Source organism: Methylobacterium sp. WL69 (assembly GCF_008039485.1).
Taxonomy (GTDB): Bacteria; Pseudomonadota; Alphaproteobacteria; order Rhizobiales; family Beijerinckiaceae; genus Methylobacterium.
Window position 1 is genome coordinate 1 of the sequence record NZ_VRUZ01000037.1, and the last position, 16,858, is coordinate 16,858.

A 16,858-nucleotide genomic window follows, 5' to 3' on the forward strand; every position below is an offset into this window, starting at 1 on the left:
GCCGGCGCGACCATCTTCACCAACAGCCCGGGCGTCGTCCTGGCCAGCGGTGGCCGTCAGGTCCGCGACACCGAGTTCGCCGTCGTCCGCGCCGGCCTGAACTACAAGTTCGGCTCGTACTAGGACCTGCGGGGCTTTTAGGTTCGGCCTGAGCGTCCCCAGCCCCGATCACCTGGCCGCTTTCGTCGAAGCGCACCCCGAGGAGACATCCTCGGGGTGTCGCCACGTCTGGAGGGCGCCAAGCCGCTCGTTCGGAACAAGCCCCTCACTCGGAAGCCGCGTACCCGTTCGCCATTCCAAGGGCGCGGCCGGCGGCGCTCGGCCCATCCGCCGATTGGCTGGAAAGATCGTGCCGTCCCGAAATTGGCTGAATCGGGCGCGGCTCTAGATGCCCCCGCCGGCGACCTCCCGGGCCACGGCGCGCCGACCGATGTCCCGGCGGCAGAAGCCCTCCGGCCAGTCGATCCGGGCGATGGCGGCGTAGGCCCGGGCCTGGGCCTCCATCATGCTGGCGCCGAGCGCCGTCACCGTGAGCACCCGGCCGCCATCGGCGAGCAACTGCCCGTTCTCGGCGCGGGTGCCGGCCTGGAACACGATCACGTCGGCGTCGGCGGCCGCCTCGGCGACGCCCCGGATCACCGAGCCGCGCATCACCGCGCTGGGATAGCCCGCCGCCGCCATCACCACGGTGAGCGCCGCGCGGCCCTCGTCGAACGGTATCTCGACCCCGGACACGTCGCCGTCGCAGGCCGCGATGAGGGCCGGGACGAGGTCGCCGACCAGACGCGGCATCAACACCTGAGCCTCCGGATCGCCGAAGCGGGTGTTGTATTCGATGAGCTTGGGACCGTCTGCCGTGAGCATGAGGCCGGCATAGAGGATGCCGGTGAAGGGCGTGCCCCGCGCGCGCATGCCGGCGAGCGTCGGAGCGATGATGGTTTCCATCACCGTCCGCTCCAGGGCCGGGGTCAGGATGGTGGCCGGCGAATACGCTCCCATGCCGCCGGTGTTGGGACCGCGATCCCCGTCGAACACGCGCTTGTGGTCCTGGGCCGTGCCCACGGGCACCGCGCGGGTGCCGTCGCACAGGGCGAAGAAGCTCGCCTCCTCGCCGAACAGGCATTCCTCGATGACGATCTCGGCGCCGGGCTCGTCCAACATGGCCCGCACGGCGGCCCGCGCCTGATCGAGGGTCTCGGCCACCACCACGCCCTTGCCGGCGGCCAGGCCGTCGGCCTTCACCACGATGGGCGCGCCGCGCTCCTCAAGGTAGGCCAGGGCCGGTGCGAGTTCGGTGAAGCGCGCAAAGGCGGCGGTGGGGATGCCGTACTCGGCGCACAGGTCCTTGGTGAAGCCCTTCGAGCCTTCGAGCCGCGCTGCGGCCTTCGTCGGCCCGAACGCGCGGATACCCGTCGCCGTGAGTTCGTCGACGAGCCCGGCCACCAGGGGCACCTCCGGCCCGATCACCACGAGGCCGATGGCATGGACGGTGCAGAACTCACAGACCGCCGCAGGGTCGGCCACGTGGAGGTCCGGCCGATTCTCGCCGAAGGCCGCCGTCCCGGGGTTGCCCGGCGCGGAAAACAGGCGGTCGCAGAGCGGGCTCTTGGTCAGCGCGTAGGCGAGGGCATGCTCGCGCCCCCCGGAGCCGATGAGGAGGATGTTCATGGGCTCAAGCTCTTCCCCAAAACACCGGTCTTGAAAAGGCATAATCCGGTGCAGCGACCGGCTTTGCACGGGACGGCCGCACCACGCGAAGCTGGGGTGCGTGTCATGCCGAACCCCCGGGAACAAATCGCCAGTCAACGCGTTACAACGGGATCATGCCAGGCTGTCGCAAATCCGTTTCGTATTCGGCGGCCTCCCCCGGGCTTCGGGGTATCGGCGCCGCGAAGTACGTCGTCCGCGGGCGCGTGCCGATGCGGGCCAGCAACGACAATGCCCGACCGCACCACGCACCAGCTTGGTATTGGGCGGTGGCGGTCGGTGCGCTTCCGACATTTTGCGTCGCGCTGCTCCTGTCGGTCCTGCTGTAGGGCCGGTTCACCGCGCGCCCTTTACCTCCCCGGCGCCCGGCACTAGCGTCCGGCGCCATGGCCGTACCTCCTCCGCCTTCCGCCACTATGAAGACCGGCTCCGTGCCGGTGTCGAACGTTCCCGAATGGTCCGTCGGCGACCTCGCCTCCGCCTTGAAGCGGACGTTGGAAGACGCGTTCGGGCATGTCCGTCTGCGCGGCGAGATCTCGGGTTTTCGCGGTCAGCACGGATCGGGCCACGCCTACTTCTCCCTCAAGGACGGGACCGCCCGCATCGACGCCGTGGTGTGGAAAGGCACCTTCGCGCGCCTGCGTCAGAAGCCGCAGGAGGGTCTGGAGGTCGTCGCAACCGGCCGGATCACGACGTTCCCCGGAAAATCCTCGTACCAGATCGTCATCGAGACCCTGGAGCCCGCCGGCATCGGCGCCTGGATGGCGCTGCTGGAGGAGCGCAAGCGCGTACTCGCCGCCGAAGGTCTGTTCGCGCCCGAGCGCAAGCGTCCGATCCCCTACCTGCCGCGCGTGATCGGCATCGTGACCTCGCCCACGGGCGCCGTCATCCGCGACATCCTCCACCGCCTCGCCGCCCGGTTTCCCAGGCCCGTCCTGGTCTGGCCCGTCCGAGTCCAGGGGGAGGGGGCGGCCGACGAGATCGCCGCCGCCATCCGGGGTTTCGACGCGCTGCCCCCCGGCGGCGCGATCCCGCGCCCCGACCTGCTCATCGTGGCGCGCGGCGGCGGCTCCATCGAGGACCTGTGGACCTTCAACGAGGAGGCAGTGGTGCGCGCCGCCGCCGCTTCGACGATTCCCTTGATCTCGGCGGTGGGCCACGAGACCGACACCACCCTCATCGATTTCGTCTCCGACCGCCGGGCCCCCACCCCCACGGGGGCCGCCGAGATGGCGGTGCCGGTCCGCGCCGACCTTCTCTCCGAAGTCGCCGACCTCGGCCGGCGCCAGCGCGAGGCCGTGGAGCGCAAGCTCGATCGGGAGGGCAGCGACCTGCGCGCCCTTGTCAGGGCGATGCCGGGCGTCGATGCCTTCCTGGCGGGCAAGCGCCAGCGCCTGGATCTGGCCGAGGCCCGCCTGGGGCCAGCGCTCGCCGGCAACGCCCGGGTCCACCGTCTCCGGGTCTCGCGCCTCGTGGAGCGCTTCGTGCGCCATCCGCCGACCCTGGCCCTGGCGACGGCACGCGGGCGCCTCGCCCGCCTCGGGGACCGGCCCGGCGCGGCCTTGCGCCACGGCACCACCCGCAAAGCCGAGTCCCTGGTCTATCTCGGCCGCCGGCTCGTCGTCGCCCGGGATGCCACCCTGGCACGGGCGGGTGCGGAGCAGGCGAGGGGGCGTGACCGCCTCGTCGCCCTCCGCGATCGCCTGGACCGTGCCGGGGCCCGTCTGACCGAGCGCCGCCGCGACCGCCTCGCGACCCTGACGAGCCTTCTCGGCTCTCTGAGCTACCGTGCCGTGCTGGCACGCGGCTTCGCCCTGGTCCGCGATGGGTCCGGCGCGGCCCTCCGCTCCATGGCCGCCGCCTCGGGGGCCGGGCGCTTCACCCTCGAATTCGCCGACGGCACCCTGGCGGCACGGGCCGAGACCGCCGACGCCGCGCCGGGCGGCGGGGAGGGCGCTCAGCCCCCGGCGCGCGCCAAGCGTGCGCCGCGAAAGCCCGCGGCCAAGCCCGCAGTAAAGCCCGTCGTCCAGGGTTCCCTGTTCGAGGGATGAGGCGCCCGTCGGCGCGACACGGCCATGGACACCCACGGGGACATGCACACCCGCGAGGTCATGGACGCCCGTGAGGTCATGGACGCCCGTGAGCTCATGCCCGCCCGTGGGTTGACGAACCGGGCGGCGTTTGCGAACCGCGGCACGGCCCATGCCTGAGGCAGGTCGCCAGACGCGAAGGAGCCGCGATGACCACGACGATCGACAGCCCCCAGAAGCTCCACCTCGTCTTCGGCGGCGAACTAGAGAGCCTCGACGGCGTGAATTTTCGCGACGTGAAGGGCCTCGACATCGTCGGCATCTTTCCTGACTACGCCTCGGCTCAGATCGCCTGGAAATCGAAGGCGCAATCCACGGTCGACAGCGCCCAGACGCGCTACTTCATCGTGCACCTGCACCGCCTGCTCGAGCCCTGATCTGTGCAGGGCGTGGGGGGCAGAGTGCGTGAAGGCATTGTGACGCCCCCCCGTCGACTGGTATGGACCGCGCCAGCAAACGGCTCCCGATTTCAACAATTTGGTTTGTGACCCTGGTTCAACGGGCTCGGTGGGCGAAGGATCGCGAGATGAAGGCCTCGGCATGAAATCCTCGATCAAGATCATTGCCGGCAATGCCAGCCGCCCCCTGGCCGAGGCCATCGCGGCCTATCTCGAACTGCCGCTGGCCAAGTGCATGGTCCGGCGCTTCGCCGACATGGAAATCTTCGTCGAACTGCAGGAGAACGTCCGCGGCGAGGATGTCTTCATCGTGCAGTCGACCTCGTTTCCCGCCAACGATCACCTGATGGAACTGCTCATCATGATCGACGCGGCCCGGCGCTCGTCGGCCCGGCGCATCACCGCCGTGATCCCGTATTTCGGCTATGCGAGGCAGGATCGGCGCACGTCCGGCCGGACCCCGATCTCGGCCAAGCTGGTTGCCAACCTCATCACCGAGGCCGGCGCCGACCGGGTGATGACCCTCGATCTCCACGCCGGCCAGATCCAGGGCTTCTTCGACATCCCCACCGACAACCTGTTCGCCGCCCCCGTGAAGGTGCGCGACATCAAGGAACGGCTCGACCCCAAGGACTGGATGGTGGTCTCGCCGGATGTGGGCGGCGTTGTGCGCGCCCGCGCCATCGCCAAGCGCATCGACGCGACGCTCGCCATCGTCGACAAGCGCCGCGAGCGCCCCGGCGAATCGGAGGTGATGAACATCATCGGCGAGGTCGAGGGCCGCTCCTGCATCCTCGTCGACGACATCGTCGATTCCGGCGGCACCCTGGTGAACGCGGCCGAAGCCCTGCTCAATGCCGGCGCCAAGGACGTCTCGGCCTACATCACCCACGGGGTACTCTCGGGTGGCGCGGTCTCGCGCATCGCCGCCTCGCGGATGAAGGAGCTGGTCATCACCGACTCGATCCAGCCGACGCAGGCCGTCAAGCTCGCCCGCAACATCCGGGTGGCCACCATCGCGCCGCTGCTGGGCGAGGCCATAGGCCGGACGGCGACCGAATCGAGCGTGTCGAGCCTGTTCACCTGAAAGACCGGGCGGGGAGGGGCGCCAGGCGAGTGATCGCAATTGCGCATTCCCCTCCGCAGCCTGTATAGACGCAACTCCCCTATTGCAGCGTTGAGACGGGATGCTGCCGGCCAGTCCCAGGCCGGAGCGAGCGGCGCCACGTCGGCGGCGCCCCGACGCCCGTCCCGCCCCAACCGTTGGAGTTGCCCGATGACCCAAGGCCCGTTGATGCCGAAGGCCACCGCCGTCTGGCTGGTGGAGAACACCTCGCTGGCCTTCGAGCAGATCGCCGAGTTCTGCAAGCTGCACCCCCTGGAAGTGAAAGGCATTGCCGACGGCGAGGTCGCGGCCGGGATCAAGGGCCTGGACCCGATCACCACGGGCCAGCTCACCCGCGACGAGATCGAGCGCGCCCAGAAGGTGCCGAACTACAAGCTCAAGGTCGCCGTTTCGAAGGTGAAGCTGCCCGAGGTCAAGCGGACCACGAAGGGCCCGCGCTACACCCCGCTGTCGCGCCGCCAGGATCGGCCCAACGCCATCCTCTGGCTCCTGCGCAATCACCCCGAGCTCAAGGATGCGCAGGTCATCCGGCTCGTCGGCACCACCAAGTCGACGATTCAGCAGATCCGCGAGCGCACCCACTGGAACTCGGCCTCGCTCCAGCCCATGGACCCGGTGACGCTCGGCCTTTGCACGCAGATCGACCTGGACTTCGAGGTCCAGCGCTCGGCCAAGGACCGGCCCGCCGCGCTTCCCGCCGATGGCGGCGCCACCCTCCTGCCGACGGAGGTCTCCACGGCCACGGACTACACCGAGACCGACGAGCATCACCGCTCCGTGCGCGACGAGAAGCTCAACGCCGATTCAGTCTTCGCCAAGCTCAAGGGCATGCGCAACACCGACGAGGACGACGACGAGGATTGAGTCTCTCCCTCGGCCGCCCCGATCCGCGCCGGAGCTTCGGCGCGGATCTTCTGTTTCGATCCCTGCCGCTTCTACCCTTCCGACGCCGCCGAACGGCACGATAGTGAAAGATCGCCCTCGATCCGCGGTCGCCAACCTTGAAAAAATGCGCAATATTGCCTCCCCGCGATGGGCGAGGGCGGATTTTCAGGGCATACGATGACCGCGCAGGGCACCGGACAGGAGATGGGAACCGCGCCCGATCCGCGCGATATCCCGGGTTTCGATCTGTCTTCGGACGACGCCGGACCGGCTGCCGATGCCATTGCCTCCGAACCGTTGACCCTGGCCGAGTCCCTGATGGCGGATGCGGGGTGGAGCCCGGCGAACTTCGGGGCCGCCGGCCCGAATCCACCCTACCTGCGCATCGGCGGCAAGCTCTGGGTGACCCTGACCGAATTCGAGCCGTGCTTCTCCTCGTTCCACCGGGATCGGGTGCTGTTCCGCTCCAAGGTCTCCATGGCGGACCACCTGTCGCGCTACGACCAGATCATGGTCGATCCCCTCGCGTTCGAGGACTGCTTCGGCCCCCTGGAAGGGACAGACGCCACCTTTCCGTTCGGAGCCTGGCTCACCATCCGCGAGGTGCGCTTCACCGGCATCGAACTGCTCGGCAAGCGGCACGGACCGGTGATGCTGCCCCTCGAACCCCTGGCCGTGGCCTCCGCCGTCTGGCTGCGCAACACGCGCCGGCCGGGCCGGGCCCCGACGTGAGCGTCGCCACCCTCCTTCGGGACGGACGCTCGGCCTTGCGGATGCCCGATCTTGCGGACGCTCAGTCTTGCCGTGAGCGGCGCGATCCGGTATGCAACCGCCGTTCTCCGATTGGAATCGACGAGGCGCGGGCGTGTTTTCGCACCGCTTCGGCCCATTGGGGAATGGCCCTCGACCATTGTTTCAGAATGCGTCGGCCCTCCCCAGGGGGGTGAGCCCGTCCGGTCCTCAAGGGATCGCGGGCGGCGATCGCCGAGGGTGCCCCGTCACACGAACCGCCGACGCCGGCCTCCGATGAGGCCTGTCAGGAGACAGAATGACCGCTGGTAGCGCCCTGCAGCGTAACCCGAGCCGCGACGATTTCGCGGCTCTCCTCGAGGAAAGCTTCCTCGAGCACGAGATCACCGAAGGCTCCGTCGTCAAGGGTCGCGTCGTCGCGATCGAGAAGGACGTGGCCGTCATCGACATCGGCGCCAAGACGGAAGGCCGTGTCGCCCTCAAGGAATTCAACGGCCCGGGCCGCGAAGGCGATCTCGCCGTCGGCGACGAGGTCGAGGTTTATGTCGACCGCATCGAGAATGCGCTCGGCGAGGCCGTCATCTCGCGCGACAAGGCGCGCCGCGAAGAGAGCTGGGTCAAGCTCGAGAAGGCCTTCGAGGCCAACGAGCGGGTCACCGGCGCGATCTTCAACCAGGTTAAGGGCGGCTACACCGTCGACCTCGACGGCGCCGTGGCGTTCCTGCCGCGCTCCCAGGTCGACATCCGTCCCGTGCGCGACGTCACGCCCCTGCTCGGCACGCCCCAGCCGTTCCAGATCCTCAAGATGGATCGCCGTCGCGGCAACATCGTCGTGTCGCGCCGCACCGTCCTCGAAGAGAGCCGTGCCGAGCAGCGCTCCGAGCTCGTGGCCAACCTCGAAGAGGGTCAGGTCATCGACGGCGTCGTCAAGAACATCACCGAGTACGGCGCCTTTGTCGATCTCGGCGGCATCGACGGCCTGCTCCACGTCACCGACATGGCGTGGCGCCGCGTGAACCATCCGTCCGAGGTCGTGACCATCGGCCAGACGGTCAAGGTCAAGATCATCAAGATCAACCACGAGACCCACCGCATCTCGCTCGGCATCAAGCAGCTGCTCGCCGATCCGTGGGAGGGCATCGCCCAGCGCTACCCCGTCGACGCCAAGCTCAAGGGCCGTGTCACCAACATCACCGATTACGGCGCCTTCGTGGAGCTGGAGCCGGGGATCGAGGGCCTGATCCACGTCTCCGAGATGTCCTGGACGAAGAAGAACGTCCACCCGGGCAAGATCGTCTCCACTTCGCAGGAAGTGGAAGTGCAGATCCTCGAGGTCGATCCCGTCAAGCGCCGCATCTCGCTCGGCCTCAAGCAGACCCTCCAGAACCCCTGGGAGGCCTTCGCCGAGCAGCATCCGGTCGGCTCCGAGGTCGAGGGCGAGGTCAAGAACAAGACCGAGTTCGGCCTGTTCATCGGTCTCGACGGCGATGTCGACGGCATGGTCCACCTGTCGGATCTCGACTGGAACCGTCCCGGCGAGCAGGTCATCGAGGAGTTCAAGAAGGGCGACATGCTGCGCGCCCAGGTCCTCGACGTCGATGTCGAGAAGGAGCGCATCTCGCTCGGCGTGAAGCAGCTCGGCGGCGACCCCTTCACGGAGGCCGGCGAGCTCAAGAAGGGTCAGATCGTGACCTGCGAAGTGACGGAAGTGAAGGATTCGGGCGTCGACGTGAAGATCGTCGACACCGACCTCACCACCTTCATCCGCCGGGCCGAGCTCGCCCGCGACCGTGGCGACCAGCGCCCCGAGCGCTTCGCCGCCGGCGAGAAGTTCGACGCCCGCGTGATCCAGTTCGACCGCAAGGCGCGCCGGGTCCAGCTCTCCATCAAGGCCCTCGAAATGGCCGAGGAGAAGGAGGCGATGGCCCAGTTCGGCTCCGCCGATTCCGGTGCCTCGCTCGGCGAGATCCTGGGCGCGGCCTTCAAGAAGGCCCGCACCAGCGACGACAAGGACGACGCCCAGGACTAACAATCCTCGCGACGCAACGACCTCGGGATTCTTCACGGATCCCGAGGGCCAGAACTGAAAACGCCCGCGCGGGGACTCACCCCACGCGGGCGTTTTCACGTCTTGCAGTGCCGCATTCCCCAGAGGACTGTCGCGCTGCGATGCGAAGACTTGGGAATTCTTCCGGCCTGCCCCCTTCGTGCCCCCTTGCCGGTCCCCGGCGGGCAAGGCTAGAACACCCACGCCGAGGATGTGAGGCGGGGCAAGGGCTTGAGGCCATCCGGCGACGGGTGGCACAGGGTTCGGGAACCGCCGCGAACCGCGGTGAAGCCGGGCTGCGCGCAGCCCGGACAACCCATCACGGCCGGGAACGGTCGGTGCGCGAGGGAGCGAACCATCGCATGGCCGCTGACGCCGAACTCCTGATCGATCGCCGGCGCCTGCGCCGCAAGCTCTCCCTGTGGCGGGTGGTGGGAATCGGCGGTCTCGTTCTCGCCGTCGGCGCCGTGGGTCTGCGGGTCCGCAGCGGCACCGAGCCCCTCGGCTTCGGGGCGGTCAAACCGCAGATCGCCCGGATCTCCATCGGCGGATTCATCGCCGGCGCCGAGGCTACCACCAAGCTCATCGAGCGTGTCCGCGACGCCGGTGCCGTCCAGGGTGTCGTGGTCTCGATCTCGTCGCCCGGCGGTACCACTACGGGCTCCGAAGAGCTCTATCGCAACCTCAGGGCGCTCGCCGAGAAGAAGCCCATGGTGGCCTTCGTCGACGGCACCGCCGCGTCGGGTGCCTACATCGCCGCCATCGCAGCCGACCACATCGTCGCCCGCGAGACGGCGCTCGTCGGCTCCATCGGCGTGCTGTTCCAGTATCCCGACCTGTCCGGCCTCCTCGACAAGGTCGGGGTGAAGGTCGAATCGGTCAAATCCGCCCCCCTCAAGGCCGAGCCGTCGGGTTTCACGCCGACCTCGCCGGAGGCGCGCGCGGCCCTCGCCGCCGTCGTCGGCGACACCTATGCCTGGTTCAAGGGCCTCGTCTCCGAGCGCCGCAAGATGACCGACAAGGAGCTCGCCACCGTCTCCGACGGGCGGGTGTTCAGTGGCCGCCAGAGCGTGCCCCTCAAGCTCATCGACGGCGTCGGCGGCGAGCGGCAGGCCATCGCTTGGCTCGAATCCGAGCGCGGCGTCGCCAAGAACCTGCCGGTCCTCGACTGGAAGCCGAAAGCCAAGAGCGATTTCCAGCTCTGGTCGGCCCTCGGCCTCGGCGCCGACCTCGTGGGTCTGGACGGCCTCGCGGTCCGCCTGCGCCAAGTCGGCGACGAGACGGCGAACGCGGCTCAGGGCGGTCTCCTGGCCGTCTGGCGGCCCGGTCCCGCCGATGCTACCCGCTGAAACCTGTTCATGACGTCGTGAAGGCCGCAGCATGATCAAGTCGGAGCTCGTGCTCAGGATCGCCGAGCAGAACCCCCATCTCTACCAGCGCGACGTCGAGACCCTGGTCAACGCGATCCTCGACACCATCGCGGACGCTTTGGCCCGGGGCGACCGGGTCGAGTTGCGGGGCTTTGGCGCCTTCTCGGTGAAGCGGCGGGATGCGCGGCGCGGGCGCAACCCGCGCACGGGTGCGGCCGTTGCCGTTTCCGAGAAGGCCATCCCGGTGTTCAAGACCGGCAAGGAGATGCGCCTGCGTCTCAACGAAGCCGGCATCGGTGCGGAAGAGACCGCCACCGCCGCCGCTTCGTGAGCCGCGAGACCACAGATTCGATCGGAGTGCTTCGATGATCCGCTTCTTCAAGGGTTTGGTCCTGCTCCCCGTGGCGGTCGTCGTCGTCGCCCTGGCGGTGGCGAACCGGGACGCGGTGCGCCTGTCGTTCGACCCGTTCTCGCCCGACCTTCCGGTCTTCAGCGTGACCCTGCCGCTCTACGCGATCCTGTTTATCGCCGTCGGCGCCGGTGTGCTGCTCGGTGGCTGCGGCGCTTGGCTCGGCCAGTCCGGCACCCGTCGCACCAGCGCCGAGCGCCGCCGCGAAATCCGCCGCCTCGAGGGCGAGACCGCCCGCCTGCGCACCGCCGTGCCGAATCCGACGGGCGACGGACTTCACGGCCTGTCGCGCGGTCCGTCCGACCGCGTCGCCCTGCCGGCCCCGCGCTGAAACACCGATGTCCGCCATCGCCGTCAAGATCTGCGGACTGAGCACCGGGCCGACCCTCGCGGCGGCCCTCGACGCCGGGGCCGATCTCGTCGGCTTCGTGCATTTCCCGAAGAGCCCGCGCCACGTCGATCTTCCCTTGGCCGGACTCCTGTCGGAGCAGGCCCGGGGCAGGGCGGGGCGCGTCGTCCTCCTCGTCGATCCCGACGACGCCCTCCTCGCATCGGTGATCGCCGCCACCGACCCCGACTGGGTCCAGCTCCACGGGTGCGAAACGCCGGAGCGCATCGCCGCCATCCGCCGCCTGATCGGGCGTCCGGTGTTGAAGGCGCTCGGCATCGCGACACGGGCCGACCTCGCCTCGATCCAGGCCTACGCGCACGCGGCCGACCGCATCCTCCTCGACGCCAAGGCGCCGCCCGGCGCGGCCCTGCCGGGCGGTAACGGCCACGCCTTCGATTGGGCGCTTCTCGCCGGGGCGGATCTGCCGGAGGGCACCATGCTGTCGGGTGGCCTCACCCCGGAGACCGTCGGCGATGCCCTCGCCCGCACGGGCCTGCGGGCCGTCGACGTGTCGTCTGGTGTCGAGAGCCGCCCCGGAGAGAAGGATTCCAGCCGGATCGCCGCCTTCATCGCGGCAGCGCGGGCCAACCGTACGGTGGCGGCGGCCTGACATCCGACGCCCGAATTCGGGAAACGGCGGGTTGGCCGCATTGTCGCCCCCCGCATGCGGGTCTAGATCAGGCCCTTGTCTCACCGCAGGCGAACGGCATGGCCGAGACCGCCCCGCAGGGCGGACCGTCCCGTCGCCGCATCTGCCCAGGCCGCCCAACCCCAGGCCGCATGCCAGATCATCCAAGGACGCCGCCCGTGACCCTCGCTCCCCCTCCGAACTCGTTCCGCAACGGCCCGGACGCCCGCGGGCGCTTCGGCCTCTTCGGCGGACGCTTCGTGGCCGAGACCCTGATGCCGCTGATCCTCGACCTGGAGGCGGCCTACGAAGCCGCCAAGGCCGACCCGGCCTTCCAGGCTGAGATGGACAGCCACCTGACCCACTACGTCGGCCGCCCGAGCCCGCTCTACGAGGCCGAGCGCCTCACCGAGCACCTGCGCGCCAAGGCGGCCCCCGGCCACGGCGCCCGGGTGTTCTTCAAGCGCGAGGAACTGAACCACACCGGCTCGCACAAGGTGAACAACGTGCTCGGCCAGATCATGCTGGCGCGCCGCATGGGCAAGCCGCGCATCATCGCCGAGACGGGCGCCGGCCAGCACGGTGTCGCCACCGCCACCCTGTGCGCCCGGTTCGGCCTGAAGTGCGTGGTCTACATGGGCGCCGTCGACGTGGCGCGTCAGGCCCCCAACGTGTTTCGCATGAAGATGCTCGGCGCCGAGGTGATCCCGGTCCAGTCCGGGACGAAGACCCTCAAGGACGCCATGAACGAGGCCCTGCGCGACTGGGTCACCAACGTCGCCGACACGTTCTACTGCATCGGCACCGTGGCCGGCCCGCACCCGTACCCGGCCATGGTACGCGACTTCCAGTCGATCATCGGTCGCGAGACCAAGGAGCAGATGCTGGCGATGGAGGGGCGCCTGCCCGATTCGCTCATCGCCTGCATCGGCGGCGGCTCCAACGCCATGGGTCTGTTCCACCCGTTCCTCGACGATTCGAGCGTCGAGATCTACGGGGTCGAGGCCGCCGGCCACGGCATCGCCTCGGGGTTGCATGCCGCCTCCCTGTCGGGCGGCAAGCCCGGCGTGCTCCACGGCAACCGCACCTACCTCCTCCAAGACGGCGACGGCCAAATCGCCGACGCCCATTCCATCTCGGCGGGCCTCGACTATCCGGGCATCGGCCCCGAGCACGCTTGGCTGCACGAGGCCAAGCGCGTCACCTACCTCTCCGCGACGGATGCGGAGACCCTGGAGGCGTTCAAGCTGTGCTCCCTGCTAGAGGGCATCATCCCGGCCCTGGAGCCCGCCCACGCCCTCGCCAAGGTGTTCGAGATCGCGCCTACGAAGCCGGCCGACCACCTCATGGTGCTCAACCTCTCGGGCCGGGGCGACAAGGACATCCCGCAGGTGGCCGAAATCCTCGGCACGCAGCTCTGAGTGACGAGCTCGGGTGCCGCGGCCGCCAAAATCCCGTTGACACCGCAAGGCGGATTCCTTATTCCGCCGATCTCGCCGCTGCTCCGGTCCATCCGCAGCGGCGACGACATGGCGGGGTAGCTCAGTTGGTTAGAGCAGAGGAATCATAATCCTTGTGTCGGGAGTTCAAATCTCTCCCTCGCTACCAAGTTTCCTAAGTCAACAGATTGACTTAGCCGAGAAGCCCTGGATCGCTGATCCGGGGCTTCTTCGTTCTGGGGCTGCAAATTCGGGTCTTCATCTCGCAGGGTTCGTCCAAATTCCGGAATATCGAGCTGCCGCAGATCGGCGATCATGACCATCCTGCCATGGCCGGCGTCACGCCTTTGAGGCCACACTTGTTGCAGTTGCATCCGACCGGAGCGGGCGAGTTCATATAGCCATGGTGGTTTCATAGAAGCGCCGCCTCCACCGCATCCGGATTTCCCTGTCGAAGGTCCGCACAAAGCCGGTGCGCACCCGCTGGCGTAACGTTGGGGATCCTGCAATCCCACGCTCTCGCGCCCTACAGCGGCTAACGGACCTTGGGAAGCTGGATCTGCTCGACCCAGACGCTATCGGTACTCGATGGGCGCCTCGAATCGCCCTTGCTCGGCGTCACGCCAGGGTCGGAAGACCTTGGTTTCATCGGTGGCGACGCGAGCTTGAGGGGGTGTCGCTTCTCGCCTTTTGTCGGGGGTGGGGGCGATGCGACGGTAGCCGGCGCGGTGCCGTCGCCAGCGGGAATGGGCTGACCATTCGCCTCCGTCCCGCTTTCCAGGGTGGTCGGCAACGGCGTGCGCTGCCCTTCGAAGCGCAGGATGCAGTTGCGCAGCTCCGTCGGGTCCTGGATCAGCGTGCACTCGTTGACGTTTCCGGCGCCCTGCCCCCAGGCGTGTGGGTAGGGCAGCACCAGGGCAGCGGCCGCGAGCCAGAGGGAGCGGGATGTGAAAGTCATCGCGTCAGGACATGCGCCGAATGCGGGATGGGGACAAATCGCGAGCCGAACTTAATCCGCCGGAAAGGGAGCGACGTCTTTAATCGTCGGAGTCTAGGCGCTGTCCGGATCGGAGACAATGCAAACCTTTTCGCGCTCTGCCCGTCGTAACCTCGTCGGCATCACCCTTCTGCTCGGGAGCGCTGTCCCGGCCGGGGCGGGCGACGTCTGGGTCGGCCAGATCGCCGCGGTCCCGTCGGCGCGTCGTGCGCTGCCCGCCGGTGACGCGTCCATGGTTCCGGCGCCGGCCCCGCAGTCCGGCGCGACGGAGACGTCCGTCACCGGCCTGGCGGGTCCGCTGAACCCGTTGCAGGGCGTCGACCCCCATCGGCTCGACGTGCGGCAGACCGGCTCCCTGAACCGTCTGACCCTCCTGCAGGAGGGGAGCGGCCACAGTGCCACGGTCCTCCAGGATGGCGACACCAACAGCATCGCGGTCACGATGCAGGGGGCTCAGAACAGCCTGGCCCTGCAGCAGGTCGGATCCGGCCAGTCCATCGTGGCGCTGCAATCGGGGTTCGGCAATCAGATGTCCGCCGTCCAGGTCGGGCAGGGCAACGTCCTGCGGGCGGTCCAGCGCTAAGGCCGTCTCCAACCCCTTGTCGTAACGCGACCTGACTTCGCCGAACCGATCGCAGCTTCAGTACACCGCCGCGACGATACAACCCGTGCTGCGCATGCTCTCGCACAGGCTGCTCTCCCCGGAGGGTGGACGCGCGCCGCGCCGCTCCGCGCGCACCGACGCCTGGGCGGCCTCGGGCTTCCGGGCGGGGATGGCCGCGGCGAGGGGCGCCGGCCCGCTCGCGCGGGGAAGGATCGTCAGGGCGAAGGCCCATTCCGGGGAGATGCGGGCCGACAGGCCGGTGAAGGCGGGGGCGCGGCTCGGCGCGAGCGGGCCGGGCATCAGGGCCGCGGCGAGGCCCGCCGGCGCCCATTCGTGGGCGTCCCGGCCAGTGATCGCCCGGACGTAGTTGCGGGTCTCGAGGGGCAGCCCGCCTTGGCCCGACAGCCAGGCCCGCACCCGGGCCTCGCCGGCATTGTAGGCCGCCGCCGCCAGGCCCTGATTGCCGAGGCGCCGGTGCAGCAGGGCCAGGAGCTCGGCGGATTTCGGCAGGGCCTTGGCCGGATCGAACGGATCGTCGAGCCCCATCATCGCCGCCGTTCCGGGCATGAACTGGGCGATGCCCTGGGCGCCGGCCCGGCTGACGGCGTTGGGATTGTAACCGCTCTCCTGTCGGATCAGGCGTTTGAAGAAGTCGATCCCGATGCCGTGCTGATTGGCGGAGGTCTCCGTGAGGGACTCCAGGAGCGCAGAGGACATTCTGCCCATCTTCGCGAAGAGCGGCGGCGTGGTGAACGCGATCGGCTCTTGGACGCGCAGTGACTGCGAACCTAGTGCCGTGGTCCGTTCCCCCTGAAGCTGCCGGAGCAAGTCCGCTTCAGCGGCCGCTGCCGGCGAGCGCATCGCAAGAGCCGATAGCGTTCCTTCGGCGGCATAGCCGGCAGCAGCGACCATTATGATCCCGAACGCCACTGCGATCACACGCATGTATCTCACGGCAAACCTACTGATGCACCTTGCCTGCCGCTTAGAGTGCCTCACAAAACTCCCGATCACCGCCAGTTCTCGCCCTGAGCACGACAGCGCAGCGGGAGTTCTGTGAGAGACACTTAGTCCGACCCCAAGCGGTGGTTCGATGTCGTTCTCGTATCCGAAACCGTCTTGAGGATAATGCTAGCCTACTCGCTCTGACCTGAACGCGTGGAAAATGCACATCTCGGGTCGAGGTCTACGATTTCCATTCGGAATGTTGCATGAATGCAATGATTCGATTCAGCAGATGGGTAGAGGAAAATCTGCTTCGGGACAGTTTATTGGACTGAGCCAGGCTTGGGCCTGACCTGTCGGACTTCCGTGTCACTTGGCTCGCCGATCTTCAGCTTGCTGCTCGTGCTGCCGGCTGGCTGAGCAGGTGAAGAGGCTGCCTGAACCGTGTTGATTTTGGCCGGATTTTGCGGAGCTGTCGCTGGCGCGACTTGTTGGGCACTTCCCACCCCCGCACTGGGAGGGGGCTTCTGCGGCTGATTAAGGCGCCCCGGCCTTACTCGCACATACGCAACGGCCTGCTGCGCAGCATCGTAGCCACAAGCATAAGAGACGCGGACCCATTCACGCTGAGCGTTCTGAAAGCGGATAGAGTCGCCGCGGTACTGGATCACGGATGAGTTGGCCTCCGGCCGGCTGGCCTCCTGGAAAATCGTTCCGTAGGGCCTGAGCAGCCATTCGAAGTCACCTGGTGCTTCATCCTCAATTCGAGGCGCACATGATTCGACTGCTCGACCCGAGTTGTCACGAATGCAATCATCCATACAGGTCGCAATCGGAGGTTTATCCGGTCCGTTCAATGCTGTTGTCGGCAATGGCGCCAAGGAGTTTTGCTCAGAATTCTGAGAGAAGCTGATTGCCGGGGCATTGAGCAGGGCAGCTAGCACGGCTCTACCAACGAACCGGCCAAGATGTTGCCGAGGACGGCGAGGAGGTGCGATCCGCTTCTTCAGCATCGATCTAGATACCTGAACATTCATATGTTGGCGTTTTCAAACACGTTCGGCTCCGGAGC

16 protein-coding genes, 1 tRNA gene and 1 pseudogene are annotated in these 16,858 nt (G+C 68.1%); 15 read left to right on the forward strand and 3 right to left on the reverse strand.

Annotation, left to right across the window (positions count from 1 at the left end; genetic code table 11):
- A pseudogene (locus FV218_RS23195) lies at window positions 1-123 on the forward strand (porin family protein); the annotation flags it as partial.
- Between the two features lie 261 nt (window positions 124-384).
- On the opposite strand, the gene purD reads toward FV218_RS23195, so the two are convergent.
- On the reverse strand, window positions 385-1,668 hold the full coding sequence (gene purD, locus FV218_RS12080; protein WP_147709891.1) for a phosphoribosylamine--glycine ligase: 1,284 nt from the start codon (window positions 1,666-1,668) through the stop codon (window positions 385-387).
- Between the two features lie 425 nt (window positions 1,669-2,093).
- Here purD and xseA point away from each other — a divergent pair, with 425 nt between their 5' ends.
- The 13 genes from xseA (at window position 2,094) to FV218_RS12140 (ending at window position 13,409) form a co-directional block, all read left to right on the forward strand.
- Window positions 2,094-3,758, forward strand: coding sequence for an exodeoxyribonuclease VII large subunit (gene xseA, locus FV218_RS12085; RefSeq protein WP_147709892.1), 1,665 nt, complete (start codon window positions 2,094-2,096; stop codon window positions 3,756-3,758).
- Between the two features lie 24 nt (window positions 3,759-3,782).
- Window positions 3,783-3,917 (forward strand): hypothetical protein, encoded by a 135-nt coding sequence (locus FV218_RS23435; protein WP_274533145.1) that lies wholly within the window; start codon window positions 3,783-3,785, stop codon window positions 3,915-3,917.
- 29 nt (window positions 3,918-3,946) lie between these two features.
- On the forward strand, window positions 3,947-4,174 hold the full coding sequence (locus FV218_RS12090; RefSeq protein WP_056097114.1) for a DUF4170 domain-containing protein: 228 nt from the start codon (window positions 3,947-3,949) through the stop codon (window positions 4,172-4,174).
- A 163-nt stretch (window positions 4,175-4,337) separates the two neighbouring features.
- Entirely contained in the window at window positions 4,338-5,282 is a 945-nt protein-coding gene (locus tag FV218_RS12095; protein WP_056097113.1) for a ribose-phosphate pyrophosphokinase, read from the forward strand.
- Between the two features lie 189 nt (window positions 5,283-5,471).
- Window positions 5,472-6,185: a DUF1013 domain-containing protein gene (locus FV218_RS12100; protein ID WP_147709893.1), complete on the forward strand. Its 714-nt coding sequence runs from the start codon at window positions 5,472-5,474 to the stop codon at window positions 6,183-6,185.
- A 225-nt stretch (window positions 6,186-6,410) separates the two neighbouring features.
- Window positions 6,411-6,938 carry a hypothetical protein gene (locus FV218_RS12105; protein ID WP_246685090.1) on the forward strand — a complete coding sequence of 176 codons (528 nt, stop codon included), beginning with the start codon at window positions 6,411-6,413 and terminating at the stop codon, window positions 6,936-6,938.
- Between the two features lie 316 nt (window positions 6,939-7,254).
- Window positions 7,255-8,985, forward strand: a complete 1,731-nt coding sequence (rpsA, locus tag FV218_RS12110) for a 30S ribosomal protein S1 (protein WP_056097109.1) — start codon at window positions 7,255-7,257, stop codon at window positions 8,983-8,985.
- A 380-nt stretch (window positions 8,986-9,365) separates the two neighbouring features.
- On the forward strand, window positions 9,366-10,352 hold the full coding sequence (sppA, locus tag FV218_RS12115) for a signal peptide peptidase SppA (RefSeq protein ID WP_056097102.1): 987 nt from the start codon (window positions 9,366-9,368) through the stop codon (window positions 10,350-10,352).
- Window positions 10,353-10,383: 31 nt separating this feature from the next.
- Window positions 10,384-10,704, forward strand: a complete 321-nt coding sequence (gene ihfB, locus FV218_RS12120; protein ID WP_056097099.1) for an integration host factor subunit beta — start codon at window positions 10,384-10,386, stop codon at window positions 10,702-10,704.
- Window positions 10,705-10,738: 34 nt separating this feature from the next.
- Entirely contained in the window at window positions 10,739-11,113 is a 375-nt protein-coding gene (locus tag FV218_RS12125) for a LapA family protein (RefSeq protein WP_056097096.1), read from the forward strand.
- Window positions 11,114-11,120: 7 nt separating this feature from the next.
- Window positions 11,121-11,783, forward strand: coding sequence for a phosphoribosylanthranilate isomerase (locus FV218_RS12130; protein WP_147709894.1), 663 nt, complete (start codon window positions 11,121-11,123; stop codon window positions 11,781-11,783).
- 197 nt (window positions 11,784-11,980) lie between these two features.
- Window positions 11,981-13,222, forward strand: coding sequence for a tryptophan synthase subunit beta (trpB, locus tag FV218_RS12135; protein ID WP_147709895.1), 1,242 nt, complete (start codon window positions 11,981-11,983; stop codon window positions 13,220-13,222).
- 110 nt (window positions 13,223-13,332) lie between these two features.
- Window positions 13,333-13,409, forward strand: a tRNA-Met gene (locus FV218_RS12140).
- Between the two features lie 366 nt (window positions 13,410-13,775).
- Here the strand turns inward: FV218_RS12140 and FV218_RS12145 are convergent.
- Window positions 13,776-14,198, reverse strand: coding sequence for a hypothetical protein (locus tag FV218_RS12145; RefSeq protein WP_147709896.1), 423 nt, complete (start codon window positions 14,196-14,198; stop codon window positions 13,776-13,778).
- A gap of 118 nt (window positions 14,199-14,316) precedes the next feature.
- On the opposite strand from FV218_RS12145, the gene FV218_RS12150 reads away from it, so the two are divergent.
- Entirely contained in the window at window positions 14,317-14,820 is a 504-nt protein-coding gene (locus FV218_RS12150; protein WP_147709897.1) for a hypothetical protein, read from the forward strand.
- A gap of 57 nt (window positions 14,821-14,877) precedes the next feature.
- On the opposite strand, the gene FV218_RS23440 is transcribed toward FV218_RS12150, so the two are convergent.
- On the reverse strand, window positions 14,878-15,558 hold the full coding sequence (locus FV218_RS23440) for a lytic transglycosylase domain-containing protein (protein WP_281407816.1): 681 nt from the start codon (window positions 15,556-15,558) through the stop codon (window positions 14,878-14,880).
- Between the last annotated feature and the right edge of the window lie 1,300 nt (window positions 15,559-16,858).

Bases quoted from the DNA above. Each gene is read 5' to 3' on its own strand.
- FV218_RS12130 (WP_147709894.1), top strand. From the start codon at position 11,121: ATGTCCGCCATCGCCGTCAAGATCTGCGGACTGAGCACCGGGCCGACC.
- FV218_RS12145 (WP_147709896.1), bottom strand. From the start codon at position 14,198: ATGACTTTCACATCCCGCTCCCTCTGGCTCGCGGCCGCTGCCCTGGTG.
- xseA (WP_147709892.1), top strand. From the start codon at position 2,094: ATGGCCGTACCTCCTCCGCCTTCCGCCACTATGAAGACCGGCTCCGTG.
- FV218_RS23435 (WP_274533145.1), top strand. From the start codon at position 3,783: ATGGACACCCACGGGGACATGCACACCCGCGAGGTCATGGACGCCCGT.
- sppA (WP_056097102.1), top strand. From the start codon at position 9,366: ATGGCCGCTGACGCCGAACTCCTGATCGATCGCCGGCGCCTGCGCCGC.
- rpsA (WP_056097109.1), top strand. From the start codon at position 7,255: ATGACCGCTGGTAGCGCCCTGCAGCGTAACCCGAGCCGCGACGATTTC.
- FV218_RS12100 (WP_147709893.1), top strand. From the start codon at position 5,472: ATGACCCAAGGCCCGTTGATGCCGAAGGCCACCGCCGTCTGGCTGGTG.
- ihfB (WP_056097099.1), top strand. From the start codon at position 10,384: ATGATCAAGTCGGAGCTCGTGCTCAGGATCGCCGAGCAGAACCCCCAT.
- purD (WP_147709891.1), bottom strand. From the start codon at position 1,668: ATGAACATCCTCCTCATCGGCTCCGGGGGGCGCGAGCATGCCCTCGCC.
- FV218_RS12125 (WP_056097096.1), top strand. From the start codon at position 10,739: ATGATCCGCTTCTTCAAGGGTTTGGTCCTGCTCCCCGTGGCGGTCGTC.
- FV218_RS12095 (WP_056097113.1), top strand. From the start codon at position 4,338: ATGAAATCCTCGATCAAGATCATTGCCGGCAATGCCAGCCGCCCCCTG.
- FV218_RS12150 (WP_147709897.1), top strand. From the start codon at position 14,317: ATGCAAACCTTTTCGCGCTCTGCCCGTCGTAACCTCGTCGGCATCACC.
- FV218_RS12105 (WP_246685090.1), top strand. From the start codon at position 6,411: ATGGGAACCGCGCCCGATCCGCGCGATATCCCGGGTTTCGATCTGTCT.
- FV218_RS23440 (WP_281407816.1), bottom strand. From the start codon at position 15,558: ATGTCCTCTGCGCTCCTGGAGTCCCTCACGGAGACCTCCGCCAATCAG.
- FV218_RS12090 (WP_056097114.1), top strand. From the start codon at position 3,947: ATGACCACGACGATCGACAGCCCCCAGAAGCTCCACCTCGTCTTCGGC.